The sequence below is a fragment of the Streptomyces sp. NBC_00986 genome, assembly GCF_045162565.1.
In the GTDB taxonomy this organism is placed as follows: Bacteria; Actinomycetota; Actinomycetes; order Streptomycetales; family Streptomycetaceae; genus Streptomyces.
The window spans coordinates 10,196,630-10,214,759 of sequence record NZ_CP108733.1 but is presented as its reverse complement, the minus strand read 5'-3'; the positions used below and the strand labels follow the sequence as shown (position 1 = coordinate 10,214,759).

Here is an 18,130-nt window from a genome sequence, read left to right as displayed (position 1 = left end):
GCGGGGACCGAGCCCCGGAACGTGTTCGTCACGGTGACCGGGCGACCAGTCGATCGACTGGTCGCCCGGCGATGGTGTCGCGCAGCACGCCCTCGCGCCGGAGGCGGTCGCCGAGGGCTGAGGCGGGCCCGCTATGTTCGACGCGAACATCGAACATGTGGAGCTCGTGTGCAGACGACGACGGTGGAGCCGCCGAGAGCGGCGGAAGCGGATGTCGCGGCGGCCGGGTGGCCCCGGTCCTGGCCGCTCATGCTGCTCGGGGCGGCTGTCGTTCCGGGGCTGCTGCTGTTCGTCGTCGGGCGGTGGCTGGACGCGCCGGCCGTGCAGGCCTGGCGGACCGTGTGTCTCGCCATCACCACGCAGGCACTGCCCTTCCTGCTCCTCGGTACGGCGCTGTCGGGGGCGATCAACGCGTTCGTGCCGGCGCGGGTGTTCACGAAGGTGCTGCCCAAGCGGGCCGCGTTCGCCGTGCCGGTGGCGGGGATGGCGGGGGTCGTACTGCCGGGGTGTGAGTGCGCGTCGGTGCCGGTCGCGAACAGTCTGATCGGGCGCGGGGTCACCCCGGCCGCCGCGTTCGCGTTCCTGCTCTCGGCGCCCGCGATCAACCCGGTCGTGCTGACCGCCACCGCGATCGCGTTTCCCGCCAGCCCGGTCATGGTGCTGGCCCGGCTGCTCGCCTCGCTCGCGACGGCCGTGGTGATGGGCTGGCTGTGGCTCTGGCTGGGGCGCGAGGAGTGGCTGCGCCCGGTCGCGCGGCACACCGGTCACCGGCCGGGGCACAGCCGCTTCACGGAGTTCCGGACCGGTTTCCAGCACGACTTCCTGCACGCGGGCGGGTTCCTGGTCGTCGGGGCGATGGCGGCGGCGACCTTCAACGTCGCGGTCCCGCGCTCCGTGCTGGACACCTTCGCCGGCTCGCCCTGGCTGTCCGTGCTGTTCCTGGCCGCGCTCGCGATCATCCTGGCGGTCTGCTCGGAGGCCGACGCGTTCGTCGCGTCCTCCCTCACGGGCTTCTCCCCCACTGCCCGGCTCGCCTTCATGGTCGTGGGCCCCATGGTGGACCTGAAGCTGATCGCCCTCCAGGCAGGCACGTTCGGCCGGGCCTTCGCGGCTCGCTTCTCCGCCGCCACGACGGTCGTCGCGGTGCTGTCCAGCGCGCTGATCGGAGCCGTACTGCTGTGAGACGCCCCCTCCAGGTGACCCTGCTCGTCCTCAGCGGCCTGGGCCTGCTGCACGCCTCGCTCTTCACCGACCTGTGCCTGCGCTACGTCAAGCCGAGCATGCGCCCGATGCTCGTCGTCTCGGGGTTCCTGCTGATCCTGCTCGGCATCGCGGAGGCGTGGTCGCGGTCCCGGCAGAACGCGGACGTGGGCGACCACCACATGGGCCACGACCACACGGACGGGAACCACACCGAACACCCCGAAGAACACATGGGCCACAACCACTCCAAGGTCCCCCGCGTCGCCTGGCTGCTCTTCCTCCCCGCCCTCAGCCTCCTCTTCTACGCCCCGCCCGCCCTCGGCGCCTATACCGCCTCCCGCGCCGCCACCAAGGCCGTCCCCGTACAGGACGCCTTCGATCCGCTGCCCGCGACCTCGCCGCTGCCGATGACCCTCACCGACTTCACGACCCGCGTGCAGCAGGACCACAAGCGGGCCATCAAGGGCCGCACCGTCCAGATGACCGGGTTCGTCACGCCCGACAAGGGGTCCGCCTACTGGGACCTGACCCGCATCATGATCTCGTGCTGCGCGGCGGACGCCCAGTCCATCAAGGTGCGGGTCTACGGCATCCCGGCCCTGTCGGCCAACACCTGGGTGACGATCACCGGGACCTGGCACGCGAGCGGAACCCTGGGGACGAGTTCCGCCGTGGCCGCGCTCGACGGCGTCACCGTCGCGAAGGTCGCCAAGCCGGTGAACGCCTACCAGGACGCCCTGCCGTTCGGGTCCCCACGCTGAGCCGGGCCACCGAGCCGGGCAACTCGGCAGGCAGCTGAGCTAGGCCACCGAGATGTCCACCGAAGGGCGCAGTTTCGCCGCCGCGGCCAACGCCTCGTGCATGGGATGGGTATCGAAAGCCGCCAACAGGGCCTCGTCCGCCGGGAGTTCGGACCCCGGGAAGGCGATCTGCTCGTAGGCCGCCTGGAAGCGCGGACCCCAACGCCGGGCGCCCAGGCGGGCCGTACGGGAGCAGTTGTCGACCATGTAGGCCACGTCCCGGGCGTGCATGTACGGCAGCAGGGAGTCGACCGCCTCGATGACGGACTCGTTGACGATCTCCGACCAGGGGTGGCCGCGCTCGGCGAACTCGTCGACCTGGGCGGTCATCGTCGCCACGAACACCCCGGCGGTGAACGGCTCGACGGGCAGGGCGCGTTGGGCTCGCCGCGCCCGCACCTCCGCCCCCGCCGCCCACATCGGCGAACCGCCGATCCCGCTCATCTCCCGTGCCCCGAGCCGCTGTTCGGCGAGGACGACGCTGCGCAGCTCGGTGCCGTCGGCGACCTCGTCGTAGATCTCGGCGACGATCTCGCGGGCGGGGCCGTACGTGGCCGAGTACGCGCGGTCGAAGACCTCCCGTCCGGCCGGGTCCAACTCCTCGCGGACGGCCCGGAGTCCGGCCTGGGAGATGGTGCGGGCGATCGGGCCGGTGACGTTCTCACAGGAGCGCTCGTACGCGGTCACCGCCTCGTCGCCGGTCAGGCGGTAGCGCGTGAAGAGACTCTCGACGATGCCGTGCACGGCGCCGAGGAGGATGGCACGCTCGCCGACGATGTCGGAGCGGTACTCGCTCTCCAGGGTCGTGCGGAAGGTGTACGGCGAGCCGAGCGCGACCGACCAGCCGAGCGCGCGGTCGGTGGCCCTGCCGTCGGGGTCGGCGTGGACGGCGTAACTGCTGTTGATTCCGGCGCCGTTGATCTCGGCGCCCTGTTCGTAGAGCCGGCGCACGGAGTCACCCATGCCCTTGGGACAGACCGCGATGACCCCGTGTCCGGACGGGAACTCCCCGCCCGTTTCCCGGAGATGACCGAGCAGGAAGCCGTGCGAGAGACCGATGGTCGCGCCGGGCTTGAGGGCCGCGAAGATCTCCTCGTGGTGGGCGGCGAGGGCCGCGTCCGCGATGAGCAGGATCACCAGGTCGCTCTCGGCGGTGACGGCGAGCCAGTCGCCGAGCGAGCCGTCTGCTTCAGTGAAGCCGTGCGCGCGGGCATCGGCCGCTGATGCCGAGCCGGGGCGCAGGCCGACGCTCACCCGGATGTCCGTGCCGTCGAGGGAGTCGCGCAGGTTGCGGGCCTGGGCGCGGCCCTGTGGGCCCCAGCCGATCACGCCGATGCGGCGGACGCCGGCGAAGGCGTGCGGGAGCAGCGGAAAGAGGTGCCGGCCGCCGCGCAGGATGGTCTCCGTGCCGCCGGGCACGTCCATCGTTTCGAGGGTGAAAACGGCGGAGGTGTACGTGGTCGAGGTCATGGTGGAGTTGTAGGCTCCCGGCGAGTGTTGCGGCAAGCGCAACCTGCGCAGCGGACTGTTGCACGAACTGAAATGGACAGGTCACAGCATGCGGGACGACCATCGGGAGCTGCGGCTTTTCCTGCATCTGGCGCAGACGCTGAACTTCGGGCGGACGAGTCTCGACTGCCATGTCAGTCCGGCGACGCTCACGCGGACCGTGCAGCGGCTGGAGGCCGACCTCGGACACCGGCTGTTCGACCGCGGGGCGCGCGGGGTCTCACTGACCGCGGAGGGACACCGCTTCCGTGAATACGCCGTCCAGTCACTGGAGTTGTGGCGTGCCTACCGCGAGGAGCATCCCGACCCGGCCGAACTCACCGGCAGACTCGCCCTGTTCGCCACGGTGACCGCCTGCCAGGCCCTGCTGCCCGACCTGTTGGCGCCCTTCCGCGCCGCGCACCCTCAGGTACGGCTCGACCTGCGCACCGGCGACGCGGCGGCCGCGCTGGCCCGCCTCGACGAGGGCGAGGTGGACGTGGCGGTCGCGGGCATCCCGGCCCGCCTCCCGGAGCCGCTGGTGAGCCGCACGGTCGCGGTGACCGAGTTGGTCCTGGTCACCGCGCTCGACCGCCCCGACCCGGAACTGGCGGGCCCGTTCGTCCTCCCGCACCGGGGCCTGGTCCGCGAGGCGGCCGACCGCTGGTTCCGCACCCGGGGCACGACACCCGACGTGGCCTGCGAACCGGACGGCCACGAGGGCCTGTTGACCCTGGTCGCCCTCGGCTGCGGGACCGGGGTGGTACCCCGCCTCGTCCTGGAGAACAGCGCCGTACGGGACCGGCTGACGGTGATCCCCGCGGACCCACCCCCGGAGCCGTTCCCGATCGGCCTGTGCGTACGGCGAGCGGATCTACGCCGCCCACTGGTGTCGGCCCTATGGAGCCTCACAGCACCGTAGGCGCCCCAAAGGGGCGCGGGGAACTGCGCGCCCAGCCACGACGGCGCAGCGGCAAACAGACGACGCACACCGCCCCGCTACCCCCAGGAGAGCACCTAGTCCAGATCAACCGGCCCGTCGTTCTTCTTCTCGTCCTTCTTCGCCTGCAACTGCAGCAGGTTCTTGACCTCGTCACCGGGCCGACGCCCGTCGGGGTCCGACCCGCTCAGATTCCCCCGCACCGAGTCCAGAATCGTCAGCCCCTGCGAAACCAGCCCCGCGGCGATCTCGCCGAGCCCGTCCGCCCCGTTGAGGACGTTGACATTGGCCCCCGCAAGACCCCCCGCGGCCTCCTTCACGATCTGCGGAAGCTGGTCGATCAGCATCCGGTCGAGCGCGACTCGGTCGTACGACGCCGCCGCCTCGGCCTGGATCTTCATCCGGTCCGCCTCGGCGATGGCGAGCAGCTTGATCCGCTGGGCCTCGGCCTCGGCCGGCTTGACGATCTCGGCGACGAGCTGCTGCTGGCGCAACTCGGCCTGGCGCTGGGCCAGTTCGGTCTGCGCGGCCAGCACCTCCTGCTGGGCGTGGGCCTGCGCGAGCGGTCCGGCCTGCGCGGCCTGCGCCTGGGCGCGGTCGACCTCGGCCGAGTACTCGGCCTTGACCACCGCGGTCTGCCGGGCGTACTCCGCCTGGTTACGGGCCGCGACCTGCTCCGCCTCGACGGAGGCCTGGGTGGCCTGGGCCTGGGCGATCTGAGCCTGCCGCTGAATGGCCGCCTTGTGCGGCGCGGACATGGCCTCGATGTAGCCGACCTCACCGTCGTCGATCGACTGGATCTGCAGCGAGTCCACGATCAGACCGATCTTGGCCATCTCGACCTTTGACGTGTCCAGAACCTCGGCGGCGAGCTTCTGCCGCTCCGTGACGATCTCCTCGACCGTCATCGAGCCGATGATGGACCGCAGGTGACCGGCGAAGATCCGGCCGGTCAGCACCGACATCTGGTCCTGGTCGGAGAGGAACCGCTGGCCCGCGTTGATGATGCTCTCGGTGTCGTTGCCGACCTTGAACGCGATCACGGCGCGGACGTGCAGCGCGATGCCCTGGCGGGTCACACAGGTCTCGGTGACCTCGGCCTCGCACATCGACAGCGTGAGAAAACGGGTCTTGCGGAAGACCGGCAGCACGAACTTTCCGTGCCCCGTCACCACTCGGAACGGCGCGCCCCCCAGTCCCCGCCTGCCACCCGAGATCAGCATCGCCTCATCGGGGGCGGGAACGCGGTAACCGAACATGTCTTGCTCCTCACTCTGCGCCGGCGGGTTCGCCGTCCAGCGCGTCCAATGGATCCGCCCACTCGATGACGTGCACGGCACGTCGTCCACGGGACTCGATCACGAGCACCCTGGCCCCCGTGGGCAGGGGATCATCCGACCAGGCCAGGAATGTCTCGGAGCCGCCCCGGACCCGCACGAGGATCTCGCCGGGGCCCGCGCTTCCCCGGGTCTCGATGATCACCTCTCCCGTGCATCCGATCACGGGCTCGTCCTGCGGCATCACCGGCCGCCTCCATCCTCTGGCCTTAGGTTTCCGACGATAGACCCACTCGGGTCACGGACCCAACGGGCCCACCACACGCCTTTTGTACGACGTCCTCCGGGCGACGGCCGGGCGGCACCGTCCGCGGTCAGGACAGGGCGGCCAGCGGGTCGTCGAGGACCGGCTGCCACGCCAACTCGGCTGCTCCGACCAGGCTGTTGTGGTCGAGGGTGCAGGCGAGGATCGGCACGCCCCCGCTCTGCCCCCACAGGCTCCGGTCGGCGACGACCGCGCGCAGCCGGTCCGGGTCGGCGTCGAGGAGGGTGCGGTGCAGTCCGCCGAGGATGATCCGGTCGGGGTTGAGGATGTTCACCAGGCCCGCGAGCCCCAGTCCGAGCCGGTCGATGAGGGCCTCGGCGGCCTTCCGGACGGACGGGTCGTCGTAGTGGTGGCGGATCAGCTCGTTGGACTCCTGGAGCAGGGACACCTCGGGGCCGGGCTCACGGCCGGCGGCCGTGAGGAACGCGAGCGGGTCGGCCTCGACGTCGAGACAGCCGCGGCTGCCGCAGTAGCAGGGGCGGCCCTCGGGGTTCACGGTGAGGTGCCCGACCTCGAGCGCGAGACCCGAACTCCCGGTGTGCAGACGCCCGTCGAGCACCAGCGCGCCGCCGACGCCCCGGTGCCCGGTCGCCACGCACAGCAGGTCGCGGGCACCTCGCCCCGCGCCGTGCCGGTGTTCGGCGAGCGCGGCGAGGTTGACGTCGTTGCCCGCGAACGCGGGTCCGGTGAGGCCGGCCGCGCGCACGCACTCGGCGAAGATCCGCCGCACGGGGGCGCCTGCGGGCCAGGCCAGGTGGAGGGGGTTGAGCGCCAGCCCGTCGGGCTCGGCGACGGCGGACGGTACGGCGAGTCCGGCACCGACGCATCGCCGGCCGGTCTCACGCAGGAGATCCGCACCGGCCTGGACGACAGACCCGAGCACCTTCGCCGGGTCGGCGTCCACGGCCTCGCAGCCGGGGGCGGTCGCGACGATCTGGCCGCCGAGGCCCACCAGTGCGGCGCGGAAGCCGTCTGCGTGTACCTGGGCTGCGAGGACTACAGGGCCGTCCTCGGCCAGCGCAAGGCGGTGCGAAGGTCGTCCCTGTGAACCGGCCGCGGCGCCGGGCCTGGCGTCGACCCTGATCAGGCCGAGGGCCTCCAGCTCGGCGGCTACCGCGCCGGCCGTTGCGCGGGTCACGCCCAGTTCGGCGGTGAGTACGGCTCGGGTGGGGGCGCGGCCGGTGTGCACGAGTTCCAGTGCGGGGCCGAGCGCTCCGCGGCCCCGGTCCAGTCGTGCTCTTGAGGTGGTTCCATCCCCCGCCGGCCGGGGGTCCGCCTTGCCGCCGCTCATGAGGGCGAGTCTCCCATGATCCGTAGGAGTGGCGACGAGGTGTGCAGGTCGTGTTCACAGTGCGGGCCGGTGGGGGCTGGTCGCGCCCACGCGGCGGAGCCGCATATCGATACAGCCCCGCGCCCCTAAAGACCGCTCACCCTGAGCGTGATGTTCAACCTGCCCCTCAGGCCCAACTCCCCTGGCCCCGTACCCTCGTAGACCCTCGGCACCCCGTGATACGCAAGCCGCGACGCCCCGCCGAACACAAACAGGTCGCCGCTCCTCAACTCGACGTCCGTGCACGGCTTGGTGCGGGTCTCGGTGTTGCCGAAGCGGAAGACGCAGGTGTCGCCGAGGCTGAGGGAGACCACGGGGGCGTCGGACTGTTCGTCGGCGTCGCGGTGCATGCCCATGCGGGCGTCGCCGTCGTAGAAGTTGATCAGGGCGATGTCGTACGACGCCGTCGGTGCCCCCAGTGCGTCGGTGACCGCCCGCTGCGCGAGGTCGTCGAGCCAGGTCGGGAAGGGCTTCACCGGGGTGCCGTCGCCGTCGGTGACCGTGCGGGAGTAGGCGTACGGGTACCAGTGCCAGCCCAGGCAGACCTGCCTGGCGGTCATCCTGCCGCCGCCGGGGGTGCGGACCGTGCGGAGACCTGCCGGGGACCTGGCCCACTCGCGGCAGGCCGTCAGGAGGTCGCGCTGGCGGTCCGGGGAGAGCCAGTCGGGCATGTGCACCGCGCCCGGCGCGATCTCCGTACGAACCCTCGGAAACAGCTCGGCGTCCATGGCCCCATCCTGCCCCGACCGGCCATGAGCTGGCACTCGGTTAGCCTTGGCGCACGATGGACGACCATATCGACCGAATGACGACTCCGTGGGGCGACCGCGCCCTGGCCCGCTTCCCCGAGGACCCGCGCGACCGGCTGCGCGCCTGGGACGCCTCCGACGAATACCTTCTGCGGCAGCTCGCGGAACAGGACACCCCGCTGTCCGGCACGGTCGTGATCGTGGGCGACCGCTGGGGCGCCCTGGCCACGGCCCTCGCGGAGCACGGTCCGGTGCAGATCACGGACTCGTTCCTCACCCAGGAGGCGACCAAGGCGAACCTCGCGCGCAACGAGGTCGACGCGGATTCCGTACGGCTGCTCACCACCCAGGATCCGCCGCCCGAGCGCGTCGACGTGCTGCTGGTCCGGGTGCCCAAGAGCCTCGCGCTGCTGGAGGATCAGTTGCTGCGGCTGGCGCCCGCGGTGCACGCGGACACCGTCGTCGTCGGGACCGGCATGGTGAAGGAGATCCACACCTCGACACTGAAGCTGTTCGAGCGGATCCTCGGCCCGACCCGGACCTCACTGGCCGAGAAGAAGGCCCGCCTGATCCACTGCACGCCCCGGTCGTCAGTGGCACGTGGCACCAATCCCTGGCCGCACAGTTACGCCCTGCCCGACGGCATCGGTGTCGTCTCGGGACGGACCGTGGTCAATCACGCGGGTGTGTTCTGCGCCGAACGCCTCGACATCGGGACTCGTTTCCTCCTCCAGCATCAGCCGTCAAGTCGCGGGCTCGGCAAGGTGGTTGACCTCGGGTGCGGGAACGGTGTCGTCGGTACGGCGGTGTCGCTGGCCGATCCGGAGGCCGAAGTCCTCTTCGTGGACGAGTCGTTCCAGGCCGTGGCCTCGGCGGAGGCGACGTACAAGGCCAACGGCGCACCCGGGCATGCCGAGTTCAGGGTCGGGGACGGGCTGGTCGGGGTCCCGGCCGACAGCGTGGACCTCGTGCTGAACAATCCACCGTTCCACTCCCACCAGGCGACGACCGACGCGACGGCCTGGCGGATGTTCTCCGGTGCCCGGCGCGCGCTGCGGCCGGGCGGCGAGCTGTGGGTGATCGGCAACCGGCATCTCGCCTACCACGTGAAGCTGAAGCGGCTGTTCGGCAACAGTCAACTGGTCGCCAGCGACGCGAAGTTCGTGGTCCTGAAGGCCGTCAAGCGGTAACCCCACCGCCTCCGGTGAGTACGCCGATGATCCGGGCCACCGCCCCGGCCATCGCCTCCCGCCCCACGCTCAGGTACTTGCGGGAGTCGACCGCCTCGGGGTGGTCGGCGAGGAACGCGCGGATCGCGCCGGTCATCGCCTGGTTGAGAGCTGTGCCCACGTTGACCTTGGTGATGCCGCCGGCGACCGCCGCGGTCAGTTCGTCGTCGGGGACTCCCGAGGAGCCGTGCAGGACGAGGGGGACCTCCAGGGTCGCGGTGAGCCGCTTGAGGAGGTCGTGGTCGAGGGTGGCGGTGCGGGTGGTCATGGCGTGCGAGCTGCCGATGGCCACGGCGAGCGCGTCCACGCCGGAGTCGGCGACGAAGGCGCGGGCCTGGGCGGGGTCGGTGCGGGCGCCGGGTGCGTGGGCATCGAGGGGCGGCTCGCCGTTCTTGCCGCCGACCTCTCCCAACTCGGCCTCGATCCACAGCCCTTGGGCGTGTGCCCAGTCGGCGGCGGCGCGGGTCGCGGCCAGGTTCTCGGCGTAGGGCAGGCGGGCCGCGTCGTACATGACGGAGCTGAAACCGGCGGCCTGTGCCTGTCGTAGCAGGTCGTCGCTCTGGACGTGGTCGAGGTGCAACGCGACGGGTACGGCGGCCCGTTCGGCGGCGGCGACGGCCGCGCGGGCGAGCGGGAGGAGACGGCCGTAGCGGAACTTGACGGCGTTCTCGCTGACTTGGAGGACGACGGGGGCGCCGGTGGACTCGGCGCCGGCGATGACCGCCTCGACGTGTTCCAGCGTGATGATGTTGAAGGCGGCGACCGCGGAGCGGGTCTCGGCGGCGCGGGTGACGAGCTCGCCGGTGGTGACGAGGGGCACGGTCTTCCCTTTCCTGACCTGGAGTACCGGGGCTTCAGGGGGCGAGGATCACCGAGCGGGTGAGGTGGCGCGGGCGGTCGGGGTCGAGGTCCCGGTACGCGGCGACGGCGACCGCGAGGCGCTGGGCGCGGACGAGTTCGGCGAGCGGGTCGAGGCCGCCCTCGATCCACAACCCGCCGGTGGCGCCCACCTGTTGGGCGAGTCCCTCGGGCGCCTCGCCGAACATCCAGGTGGCGGTGCCGTGGGTGGTGATGCTGATCGGGCCGTGTCGGTACTCCATCGCCGGGTAGGCCTCGGTCCAGGACAGTGAGGCCTCGCGCATCTTCAGCCCGGCCTCGTTGGCGAGCCCGACGGTCCAGCCGCGGCCGAGGAAGGTGAACTGGGTGCAGGCGACGAGCTGTTGGGGCAGGTCGGCGGCGAGCGCGGTGCGGGCGTCGGCGACCGCGGCGTCGGTGTGCAGGCCCAGGTGGGCGCGGAGCAGGGTGACGGCGGTGGTCGCGAACCGGGTCTGGACGACGGACCGTTCGTCGGCGAAGTCGATCACGACGATCTCGTCGGCAGCCGTCATGACGGGGGTGTGCGGGTCGGCGGTGATCGCGGTGGTGCGGGTGCGCCCCCTCAACTCCCGCAGGAGTTCCAGCACTTCGGTGGTGGTGCCGGAGCGGGTGAGGGCGAGGACCCGGTCGTACGTCCGCCCGTGCGGGAACTCCGAGGCGGCGAAGGCGTCGGTCTCGCCCTGGCCCGCTCCCTCGCGCAGGGCGGCGATCGCCTGGGCCATGAAGTACGAGGTGCCGCAGCCGACGATCGCGACCCGCTCCCCCGGCGCCGGCAGTACGTCCCGGTATCGGGGCGCCTCCGCCGCGGCGCGTATCCAGCACTCGGGCTGGCTCTTCAGCTCGTCCTCGACATAGGTCATGCCCGTACCCCTCCCCGTTGATGCTTGTTCCTGCAAGATATAGCGAGCTTTCGAGCACAATCAAGCAATTGGGTGAGGATCGTGTGCGCTAGGGTCGCCGGAGAAACAAGGAACGGAGAGAAACGGAGAGTGAGTGCGGATGTCGCGCGACGCCCGCTGGAAGGCGCTGCTGGACCTGCTCGTGGAGCGCGGGCGGCTGGACGTCGAGGAGGCTGCGGCGGACCTCTCGGTGTCGGCCGCGACGATCCGCCGTGACTTCGACCAACTCGCCGAGCAGCAGATGCTGGTGCGCACCCGGGGCGGCGCCGTCGTGCACGGGGTGTCGTACGAACTGCCGTTGCGCTACAAGACCGCCCGGCACGCCTCCGAGAAGCAGCGCATCGCGAAGGCGGTCGCCGAACTCGTCGCGCCCGGCGAGGCGGTGGGCCTGACCGGCGGGACGACGACCACGGAGGTGGCCCGCGCCCTGGCCGTCCGCGGCGACCTCACCTCCGGAACACCGGCACTGACCGTCGTGACCAACGCGCTCAACATCGCCAACGAGCTTGCCGTACGGCCCCAGTTCAAGATCGTGCTGACCGGCGGGGTCGCGCGCCCGCAGTCGTACGAACTCGTCGGACCCCTCGCCGACGGGGTGCTCTCGCAGATCACCGTCGATGTCGCGGTGCTCGGCGTCGTCGCCTTCGACGTGACGCACGGCGCGGCGGCCCACGACGAGGCGGAGGCCGCGATCAACCGGCTGCTGTGCGAGCGGGCCGAGCGGGTGGTCGTCGCGGCCGACTCCAGCAAACTCGGGCAGCGGGCGTTCGCCCGGATCTGCTCGGCCCAGGCGGTGAACACGCTGGTGACGGACGCGGGGGTGGGGGCCGACATGGTGCGGCGGTTCGAGGAGGCGGGGGTACAGGTCGTCGCCGTGTGACGGCGGGTCCGCGCCGGGCCACCTCCGACACCCGGTCAGTGCTTGGTCAGGACTTCGAAGCGCAGGTGGGTGATGTCCGGCGACTCGCGCGTCCAGAGCCGGCGGAGTTCGACGGGACCGCCGAGGTGGTCGAAGAGCCGCTTGCCCGCGCCCAGCAGCACGGGGACCAGCATGATGTGCACCTCGTCCAACAGACCGGCGTTCAGGGCCTGTTGGGCGACGGTCGCGCCATGGACACCGACGTCCCCGCCGTTGGCGGCCTCTTTGGCGCGGGCCACCGCGGACTCGATGCCGTCGGTGACGAAGGTGAACACGTCGGGGGCGACGACGTCCGCCGGGTCGGGGGCGTGGTGGGTGAGCACGACACAGGGGACCTTCCCCACGGGCCCTCCGTCGCCCCAGCCGCCTTCGCCTTCGCAGACGTCGTATGAGTGGCGGCCCATGAGGACGGCGCCGACGCCGTCGGCCATCTCGGCCAGGATCTTGGCGTCGGCGTCGTCCATTTCCTGGACCCATCGGTGCAGGCGTTCGCCGCCGACGCCGAAGGGGTTGGCGCGGGTGTCGTCCGGGGCGGTGATGAAGCCGTCGAGGGACATGGACATTCCCGAGATCACTTTGTCAGTCATGTCAGGTAGACCGTCCGCGCCGCCCGAACTCATCGCCTGAGCGGTCTGCAATCCGTCAGCCGAAGACCTTGACGGCCTGGTAGTACGTCCACGCCGTGCTGTTGCACGTGGTCGCGGTGGCACTGCTGTAACCCGCGCAGACGCGCCTGAGGTCGTCGTAGAAGGCGCTGTCGAGCCGCGACTTGTTGGCGCTGAAGGTGTTCGCGGCCTTGTAGTTGCGGTAGCCGAAGTCATGGCGGGCGCAGGAGGTGGCGAAGGGGAAGCCGAAGGGGTTGTCGGGCGAGTCGGAGCAGTAGTCGGTGGACCAGTCGAACGCGTAGGCGGACCAGGCGGTCCGGTTGGCGCGGGCCGCGGCCCAGAGGCTGTAGCTCGACGCGCTGGTCTGGGTCCAGTTGGAGAGGACCTGCGGCTTGTCGGCCGGGGCGGCGGTGGCGGCTGTCGCGGTGGCGACGACGGCTGCCAGAGCCAGAGTTGAGGCGGCAAGACCGGTGGCGAGTCTGCGGTGCATTCAACACCTCCATGAGACCGCGATCCGCCCGTCGGATCGCAGGTTCATGACAAGATGATTTACGTGTTGCCCCCCTCTTCACACCGCATGTGCCCCAATGACCCGTTAACTCTCGGACATGGCAGGCGATCGGAACATGGACCCGGCGGGACAAACCGGCAGAGGGGATGCGCAACACCCCTGCTGCCGGCCGGAGTTCATGCCCGCGGAAAGGGGTTCAGGACGGGGTCAGGGGCAGGTCGTCCGTGAAGGCGTTCACCGGTTGGGCGATGGGCCGGGTGGCGTGGACGTCGAGGGCCGCCGCCGCGGTTCGCGTGCCGAGCGCGCCCTGTGTGTGCCAGGTCCCGGTGACGGCCAGCCAGGTGTTGGCGGCCGGGGCCGGGGTGCCGTACATGTGGACCTTGACCGTCTGGGCGTCCGCCGCGCAGCAGGTGAAGATGATCCGGGTCAGGTCCCAGCCGCCGCTCCGGACCGGCGTCGCGAACCCGGTCATCTCGACACTGCGCCCCTTGATGGCCAGCTCCTTGTCCTGCTGGACCCGGGTGGTGAAGTCCGTGAGCGTCATCGGCAGAGGTGAGGTCGCGGGCAGCGCGGCGAACCCCTTCTGCTTCTTGACGGCCTCGCTGCCCGCGTGGGAGGCGGTGTAGGCGCCGAGGGCGGGTGGGGCGTAGAAGAGGAGGCTGAGCGCGGGGAGGAAGAGCAGCCAGGCGATGCGGGGGGCGGTGGAGTGGTCGTGCCCGTGGCCGTGCTCGTGGTCTTGGTCATGCTTGTGCTCGTGCTCCGCCGCGTCGCCGGATCCGCGGTCGAACATCGCGTGCGCCAGGCCCAGGAGCAGGAGGAGCGCGCCGGAGATGATCAGGAGCGGGCGCAGGCCCTCCTTGACGTAGCGCAGGTAGAGGTCGGTGAAGAGGGCGGTGTGCAGGAGGCCCAGGCCGGTCAGGACCAGGAGGAGTACTTGCGCGGTGCGCTTCACAGCAGGGCGCCTCCGATCAGGACGCTGGCGGCCACGGCCACGACGGTGGTCGCGGTGGAGAAACGCACCGCGAACGCCCGGCCGAAGGTGCCGGCCTGAAGAGCGATCAGCTTCAGGTCGACCATCGGGCCCACGACCATGAAGGCGAGGCGGGCGGTGGGCGAGAAGCCGGTGAGCGAGGCGGCGACGAACGCGTCGGCCTCGGAGCAGACCGCGAGGACGACGGCGAGACCGGCCAGGAACAGCACGGACAGCCAGGGCGAGCCGGAGAAGGTGTCGAGGACCGAGCGCGGGACGGTCACGTTGAAGGTGGCCGCGGCCATGGCGCCCAGCACGAGGAAGCCGCCGGCGTGCAGGAAGTCGTGCTGGAAGCCGAGCCGGAACTCCGTGAAGCGGCTGTGCCCCGACCGGTGTCCGGTGTGCCGTACGACGGGCCGCAGCCACTCCTCACGCCCCAGCCAGAGCCACAACCAGCCCATGACGGCGGCGGTGGCGAGCGAGGCGAGCAGCCGGGCCAGCACCATGGCGGGGCTGCCCGGGAAGGCGACGGCGGTGGCGGTCAGCACGATCGGGTTGATCGCGGGCGCCGAGAGCAGGAACGCGAAGGCGGCGGCCGGGGTGACACCCCGCCGGATCAGGCTGTTGGCGACCGGCACGGACGCGCATTCGCAGCCCGGCAGGACCACGCCCGCGATGCCCGCGACGGGGACGGCGAGCGCGGCCCGCTTCGGCAGCACCTTGGTGAACAGGTCCGCCGGGACAAAGGCGTTGATGGCCCCGGACAGGGCGGTGCCCAGGAGGAGGAAGGGCAGCGCCTGCACGGTGATGGCCAGGCAGACGGTCCGCCAGGCCGCCACGGCGGGGTCGTTCGGCCACGGCGTGCCCGACAGCACGAGGACGGCCACCGCGAGGCCGAGCGCGATGACGAACGCCGTTCTCGGCGGGGGCCTGCGGAGGACGCGGCGCCGTCGCTCGGGTGGGCGGACGGCGGCCGGGAACACCGTCTCCGTCACATCAAGCAGCTCATCCGTTTTTGGCATTTTTGCTCCGAATGTCTGATGTTGCGACCGAACATAGCGAGGAGTACGGCCGCTGCCGCGCCCACACGCCGTCCGGACCGCAGGTCGGGGCTCGGGAGTACGGTGCTCGTGTGATCAGCCGACTGCCCGTCACGATCGTCCGCGCGTGTCTGCGGGAGGGGCGGGGCGGAAGTCCGACCGCGGTGCTGGACGAGACGCCGTTGAGCGACGAGGAGCGGTGCCGGGTACCGGTTCTCGCCGGGACGTCACACGCCGTCTTCGTCGCGGTGCGCGGGTCGGCCGTGGCCCTTCGGTTCTTCACCGCCGAAGGCGAACTGCCCGCGTGCGGCCACGGTACGATCGCCGCCCTGGCCTTCCTCCTGGAGCGTGCCGGGGGGTCGGAGTACCGAGGCGCCCTGCGGGCGGCGGGGCGTTCCTTCGCCGGGTGGGCCGTACGGGAGGGGGCGCGGGTCCGTGCCGCCTTCGAGCCCGGTTCCGTCGAACTGCGTGAGCCGACCCCGGCCGAGTGCGGGCTCGTCCTGCCGACGCTCGGCGTCGGCCGCGACACGCTCACTCCCGGTGTCCGCGTGGCCTCGGTCGGCCGGGCACGGTTGCTGGTCCCCGTCAACTCGCGGTCCGCCCTCGCCGCACTCGCCCCGGACTTCGGTCGACTCCGGTCGGCCTGCGACCGGTTCGGGCTCCTCGGCTGCTACGTCTACTCCGCGCCGACGCGCTCGGGCCGGATCGCGGCGCGCATGTTCGCGCCGTCGATCGGCGTCCCGGAGGACATCGCGAACGCCAACAGCACCGCCTGTCTCGCCGCCGATCTCGCGGGCCGGGGCGTCACCGGGATCGCCGTCGACATGGGCGACTCACTGGGCAGCCCGGCCACGATCACCGCGACGGCGCGGCCCGGACCGGTGGTGCAGCTGGGCGGCACCGCCGAAGTCACGGGCGTCGTGCGGCTGCCGTAATCGGCCCGTGCCGGCCTGAGCGGGGCCGATGAAGTCCGGTGAGGTACAGCGCCCCCTAAGGGGTGCGGGGAACTGCGCGACCAGCCACGACGGACCCGCAGACGACGCACCGGCCTCCAGTGGAGCGCTCAGCTCGCCCGGACCCTCGCCAGCACGTCCCGGATCAGGTCGGCGCTGATCGTGAAGTGGCCCCGGGCGATCTCCTCGGCGCGCTCGGGCTCGCCCGCGGCGATGGCTTCGTACAGGGCCTTGTGGTCCTCGCCGCCCTGATGGAAGTGGGTCGGCTCGCCCTTGCCCCAGGGTTCGACCGGGAAGCCGAGGCTGATGCGCGCCAGCAGGTCCTGGCTGAGCATGACGATCTGCGGGTTGCCGGTGGCGGTGCGGACGGCCTGGTGGAAGGCGCTGTCCGCGGTGTGCGCGGCGCGCTGGGTGCTCGCGGAGAGGTAGGCGGACAGGGCGTCCCGCATGGGTTCGAGGTCCTTGGCGCTACGGCGCCGGGCGGCCGTCGCGGCGACCATGCCCTCCACCAGACCCCGCAGGTCGAAGAGTTGCTCGAACTCCTCCCAGCGGGGCAGCAGGGTGTGCCGGACGGCGGCCGCCGTCGACTCGGTCCAGCTGTCGCGGACGTAGGTCCCGCCGTTGCGGCCGCGGCGGATCTCGACCACGCCTACGGCCTGGAGGCGGGCGACCGCCTCGCGGACCGTGGGGCGGCTGACCCGCAGCAGGCCGGTGAGTTCGCGCTCGGCCGGCAGCCGTTCGCCGGGGAGGAAGTCGCCGACGGCGATCGCGGTGAGCAGCCGGTCGGACACCTCGTCGACCGCCGACGCGACCCGCACCGGGCGCAGCGCGGAGGTCGGGGAGCCGCCGAGGAGGACGCGGTCGAGGACGCGTGAGAACTCGTCCCCCGCTTCGGATGCCTCAGGTACGGATGTCAGTTGTCCTCCCCCTTCAGTGCCGCTTCTGTAAACGCGGGCGGGCCACGTGAACTCGCCGTTACGTCTTGCCCAGTCCCCGCTAAAAGGTCTTGTGCGCTGACCTTTTACCCAATCACCATCACAGCCATCCGTCACTTCCTTTTCCGATTCCGCCAGAGGCCGGCTCGCGTCCGGCCCGTCTGGGAGGCCCTCGCGTGGCGATTCCCGAACCGAATCACACCGGCACCGTCGACTTCAAAGGCCATTCGACCTGGTACCGGATCACCGGCGAGCCCGGCAGGACACCGCTGGTCGTCCTGCACGGCGGACCCGGCGCCGGTCACAACTACACGCTCAGCATCGCGGGCATCGCCGAGCAGGGCCGCCAGGTGGTGCACTACGACCAGCTCGGCACCGGCCTGTCCACCCATCTGCCCGACGAGGGCGCCGACTTCTGGACCGTCCAGCTCTTCCTCGACGAACTAGACAATCTGCTCAAGGAGTTGGGCATCGCCGATGCCTACCACCTCCTCGGCCAGTCCTGGGGCGGCATGCTCGCCGCCGAGCACGCGGTCCGCCGGCCGGCCGGGCTGCGCGGTCTGGTCATCGCCAACTCCCCCGCGTCGATGGAGCTTTGGCTGGCGGCCGCGGCCGAACTGCGTGCCGCGCTGCCGCCCGAGGTCCAGCGCACCCTGCTCGTCCACGAGGCGGCCGGGACCACCGACCACCCCGACTACCTCGCCGCCGAGCAGGTCTTCAACGAACGCCATGTGTGCCGGCTGAACCCCAACCCGCCCGAGGTGCAGGCGACTTGGGAGAACATCGCGGCCGATCCGACCGTGTACCACACGATGAACGGGCCGAACGAGTTCCATGTCGTCGGCACCATGAAGGACTGGTCCGTGATCGACCGGCTGCATCTGGTCGAGGCACCGACGCTGCTGGTGTCCGGCCGGTACGACGAGGCGACTCCCGAGACCCTGCGCCCGTTCGCCGACCACATCCCCGACGTGCGCTGGCACATGTTCGAGCGCTCCAGCCACATGCCCCACGTCGAGGAGGAGGAGCTCTACCTCCGGGTCGTGGGCACCTTCCTCGACTCCACCGACTGAGCCTTCGG

At 71.3% G+C, this 18,130-nt stretch carries 19 protein-coding genes; 7 read left to right on the top strand and 12 right to left on the bottom strand.

The features are described 5' to 3' along the window. Nucleotides 1-168 precede the first annotated feature (168 nt). Both OG504_RS45975 and OG504_RS45970 read left to right on the top strand, forming a co-directional pair. A complete protein-coding gene (locus OG504_RS45975) occupies nucleotides 169-1,182 on the top strand; it encodes a permease (RefSeq protein WP_405995107.1) in 1,014 nt (337 codons plus the stop codon). Continuing rightward, nucleotides 1,179-1,964, top strand: coding sequence for a TIGR03943 family putative permease subunit (locus tag OG504_RS45970; protein WP_405995106.1), 786 nt, complete (start codon nucleotides 1,179-1,181; stop codon nucleotides 1,962-1,964). Before OG504_RS45975 ends, OG504_RS45970 begins: the two co-directional genes overlap by 4 nt. Before the next feature lie 39 nt (nucleotides 1,965-2,003). Here OG504_RS45970 and OG504_RS45965 read toward each other — a convergent pair whose 3' ends face one another. Continuing rightward, complete coding sequence (locus OG504_RS45965; protein ID WP_405995105.1) at nucleotides 2,004-3,473, bottom strand: ketol-acid reductoisomerase; 1,470 nt, start codon at nucleotides 3,471-3,473, stop codon at nucleotides 2,004-2,006. Between the two features lie 88 nt (nucleotides 3,474-3,561). Between OG504_RS45965 and ilvY the strand changes: the two genes are divergently transcribed. Beyond that, nucleotides 3,562-4,413 carry an HTH-type transcriptional activator IlvY gene (ilvY, locus tag OG504_RS45960; protein ID WP_405995104.1) on the top strand — a complete coding sequence of 284 codons (852 nt, stop codon included), beginning with the start codon at nucleotides 3,562-3,564 and terminating at the stop codon, nucleotides 4,411-4,413. Nucleotides 4,414-4,508: 95 nt separating this feature from the next. Here the strand turns inward: ilvY and OG504_RS45955 are convergent, their stop codons facing one another. The 4 genes from OG504_RS45955 to OG504_RS45940 all read right to left on the bottom strand — a co-directional run bounded on the left by OG504_RS45955 (nucleotide 4,509) and on the right by OG504_RS45940 (nucleotide 8,091). Then, a complete protein-coding gene (locus tag OG504_RS45955; RefSeq protein WP_363100859.1) occupies nucleotides 4,509-5,690 on the bottom strand; it encodes an SPFH domain-containing protein in 1,182 nt (393 codons plus the stop codon). A 10-nt stretch (nucleotides 5,691-5,700) separates the two neighbouring features. Continuing rightward, entirely contained in the window at nucleotides 5,701-5,952 is a 252-nt protein-coding gene (locus tag OG504_RS45950) for a hypothetical protein (protein WP_033278775.1), read from the bottom strand. Between the two features lie 130 nt (nucleotides 5,953-6,082). Then, nucleotides 6,083-7,324, bottom strand: a complete 1,242-nt coding sequence (locus OG504_RS45945) for an ROK family protein (RefSeq protein ID WP_405995103.1) — start codon at nucleotides 7,322-7,324, stop codon at nucleotides 6,083-6,085. 125 nt (nucleotides 7,325-7,449) lie between these two features. After that, the gene (locus tag OG504_RS45940) at nucleotides 7,450-8,091 is read right to left on the bottom strand and encodes an alpha-ketoglutarate-dependent dioxygenase AlkB family protein (RefSeq protein WP_405995102.1); all 642 of its coding nucleotides are present in this window, start codon (nucleotides 8,089-8,091) and stop codon (nucleotides 7,450-7,452) included. Nucleotides 8,092-8,168: 77 nt separating this feature from the next. Here OG504_RS45940 and OG504_RS45935 point away from each other — a divergent pair, with 77 nt between their 5' ends. After that, nucleotides 8,169-9,302: a methyltransferase gene (locus OG504_RS45935; protein ID WP_405996592.1), complete on the top strand. Its 1,134-nt coding sequence runs from the start codon at nucleotides 8,169-8,171 to the stop codon at nucleotides 9,300-9,302. Here the strand turns inward: OG504_RS45935 and OG504_RS45930 are convergent. Further along, complete coding sequence (locus tag OG504_RS45930) at nucleotides 9,292-10,161, bottom strand: ketose-bisphosphate aldolase (RefSeq protein WP_405995101.1); 870 nt, start codon at nucleotides 10,159-10,161, stop codon at nucleotides 9,292-9,294. The two genes, OG504_RS45935 and OG504_RS45930, sit on opposite strands and share 11 nt — an antisense overlap. A gap of 34 nt (nucleotides 10,162-10,195) precedes the next feature. Next, the gene (locus OG504_RS45925; RefSeq protein WP_405995100.1) at nucleotides 10,196-11,077 is read right to left on the bottom strand and encodes an SIS domain-containing protein; all 882 of its coding nucleotides are present in this window, start codon (nucleotides 11,075-11,077) and stop codon (nucleotides 10,196-10,198) included. Between the two features lie 139 nt (nucleotides 11,078-11,216). Here OG504_RS45925 and OG504_RS45920 point away from each other — a divergent pair, with 139 nt between their 5' ends. After that, complete coding sequence (locus tag OG504_RS45920; RefSeq protein WP_405995099.1) at nucleotides 11,217-11,996, top strand: DeoR/GlpR family DNA-binding transcription regulator; 780 nt, start codon at nucleotides 11,217-11,219, stop codon at nucleotides 11,994-11,996. Between the two features lie 35 nt (nucleotides 11,997-12,031). Here OG504_RS45920 and OG504_RS45915 read toward each other — a convergent pair whose 3' ends face one another. From OG504_RS45915 to OG504_RS45900, 4 genes are all read right to left on the bottom strand, one after another. Next, on the bottom strand, nucleotides 12,032-12,622 hold the full coding sequence (locus OG504_RS45915; RefSeq protein WP_405995098.1) for a dihydrofolate reductase family protein: 591 nt from the start codon (nucleotides 12,620-12,622) through the stop codon (nucleotides 12,032-12,034). A 55-nt stretch (nucleotides 12,623-12,677) separates the two neighbouring features. Beyond that, a complete protein-coding gene (locus OG504_RS45910) occupies nucleotides 12,678-13,130 on the bottom strand; it encodes a phospholipase (RefSeq protein ID WP_405995097.1) in 453 nt (150 codons plus the stop codon). A gap of 217 nt (nucleotides 13,131-13,347) precedes the next feature. Beyond that, the gene (locus OG504_RS45905) at nucleotides 13,348-14,103 is read right to left on the bottom strand and encodes a TIGR03943 family putative permease subunit (protein WP_405995096.1); all 756 of its coding nucleotides are present in this window, start codon (nucleotides 14,101-14,103) and stop codon (nucleotides 13,348-13,350) included. After that, nucleotides 14,100-15,143: a permease gene (locus OG504_RS45900; RefSeq protein WP_405995095.1), complete on the bottom strand. Its 1,044-nt coding sequence runs from the start codon at nucleotides 15,141-15,143 to the stop codon at nucleotides 14,100-14,102. The genes OG504_RS45905 and OG504_RS45900 overlap by 4 nt, the downstream gene beginning before the upstream one ends. Nucleotides 15,144-15,253: 110 nt before the next feature. Between OG504_RS45900 and OG504_RS45895 the strand changes: the two genes are divergently transcribed. Beyond that, a complete protein-coding gene (locus tag OG504_RS45895) occupies nucleotides 15,254-16,096 on the top strand; it encodes a PhzF family phenazine biosynthesis protein (RefSeq protein WP_405995094.1) in 843 nt (280 codons plus the stop codon). A 128-nt stretch (nucleotides 16,097-16,224) separates the two neighbouring features. Here OG504_RS45895 and OG504_RS45890 read toward each other — a convergent pair whose 3' ends face one another. Continuing rightward, the gene (locus tag OG504_RS45890) at nucleotides 16,225-16,932 is read right to left on the bottom strand and encodes a FadR/GntR family transcriptional regulator (RefSeq protein WP_405995093.1); all 708 of its coding nucleotides are present in this window, start codon (nucleotides 16,930-16,932) and stop codon (nucleotides 16,225-16,227) included. A 293-nt stretch (nucleotides 16,933-17,225) separates the two neighbouring features. Between OG504_RS45890 and OG504_RS45885 the strand changes: the two genes are divergently transcribed. Further along, nucleotides 17,226-18,122 (top strand): proline iminopeptidase-family hydrolase, encoded by an 897-nt coding sequence (locus OG504_RS45885; RefSeq protein WP_405995092.1) that lies wholly within the window; start codon nucleotides 17,226-17,228, stop codon nucleotides 18,120-18,122. The last annotated feature ends 8 nt before the right edge of the window (nucleotides 18,123-18,130 follow it).

Coding starts and splice junctions, on each gene's coding strand:
- OG504_RS45965 (WP_405995105.1), bottom strand. CDS start 3,473: ATGACCTCGACCACGTACACCTCCGCCGTTTTCACCCTCGAAACGATG.
- ilvY (WP_405995104.1), top strand. CDS start 3,562: ATGCGGGACGACCATCGGGAGCTGCGGCTTTTCCTGCATCTGGCGCAG.
- OG504_RS45955 (WP_363100859.1), bottom strand. CDS start 5,690: ATGTTCGGTTACCGCGTTCCCGCCCCCGATGAGGCGATGCTGATCTCG.
- OG504_RS45950 (WP_033278775.1), bottom strand. CDS start 5,952: ATGCCGCAGGACGAGCCCGTGATCGGATGCACGGGAGAGGTGATCATC.
- OG504_RS45945 (WP_405995103.1), bottom strand. CDS start 7,324: ATGAGCGGCGGCAAGGCGGACCCCCGGCCGGCGGGGGATGGAACCACC.
- OG504_RS45940 (WP_405995102.1), bottom strand. CDS start 8,091: ATGGACGCCGAGCTGTTTCCGAGGGTTCGTACGGAGATCGCGCCGGGC.
- OG504_RS45935 (WP_405996592.1), top strand. CDS start 8,169: ATGACGACTCCGTGGGGCGACCGCGCCCTGGCCCGCTTCCCCGAGGAC.
- OG504_RS45925 (WP_405995100.1), bottom strand. CDS start 11,077: ATGACCTATGTCGAGGACGAGCTGAAGAGCCAGCCCGAGTGCTGGATA.
- OG504_RS45920 (WP_405995099.1), top strand. CDS start 11,217: ATGTCGCGCGACGCCCGCTGGAAGGCGCTGCTGGACCTGCTCGTGGAG.
- OG504_RS45915 (WP_405995098.1), bottom strand. CDS start 12,622: ATGACTGACAAAGTGATCTCGGGAATGTCCATGTCCCTCGACGGCTTC.
- OG504_RS45910 (WP_405995097.1), bottom strand. CDS start 13,130: ATGCACCGCAGACTCGCCACCGGTCTTGCCGCCTCAACTCTGGCTCTG.
- OG504_RS45900 (WP_405995095.1), bottom strand. CDS start 15,143: ATGCCAAAAACGGATGAGCTGCTTGATGTGACGGAGACGGTGTTCCCG.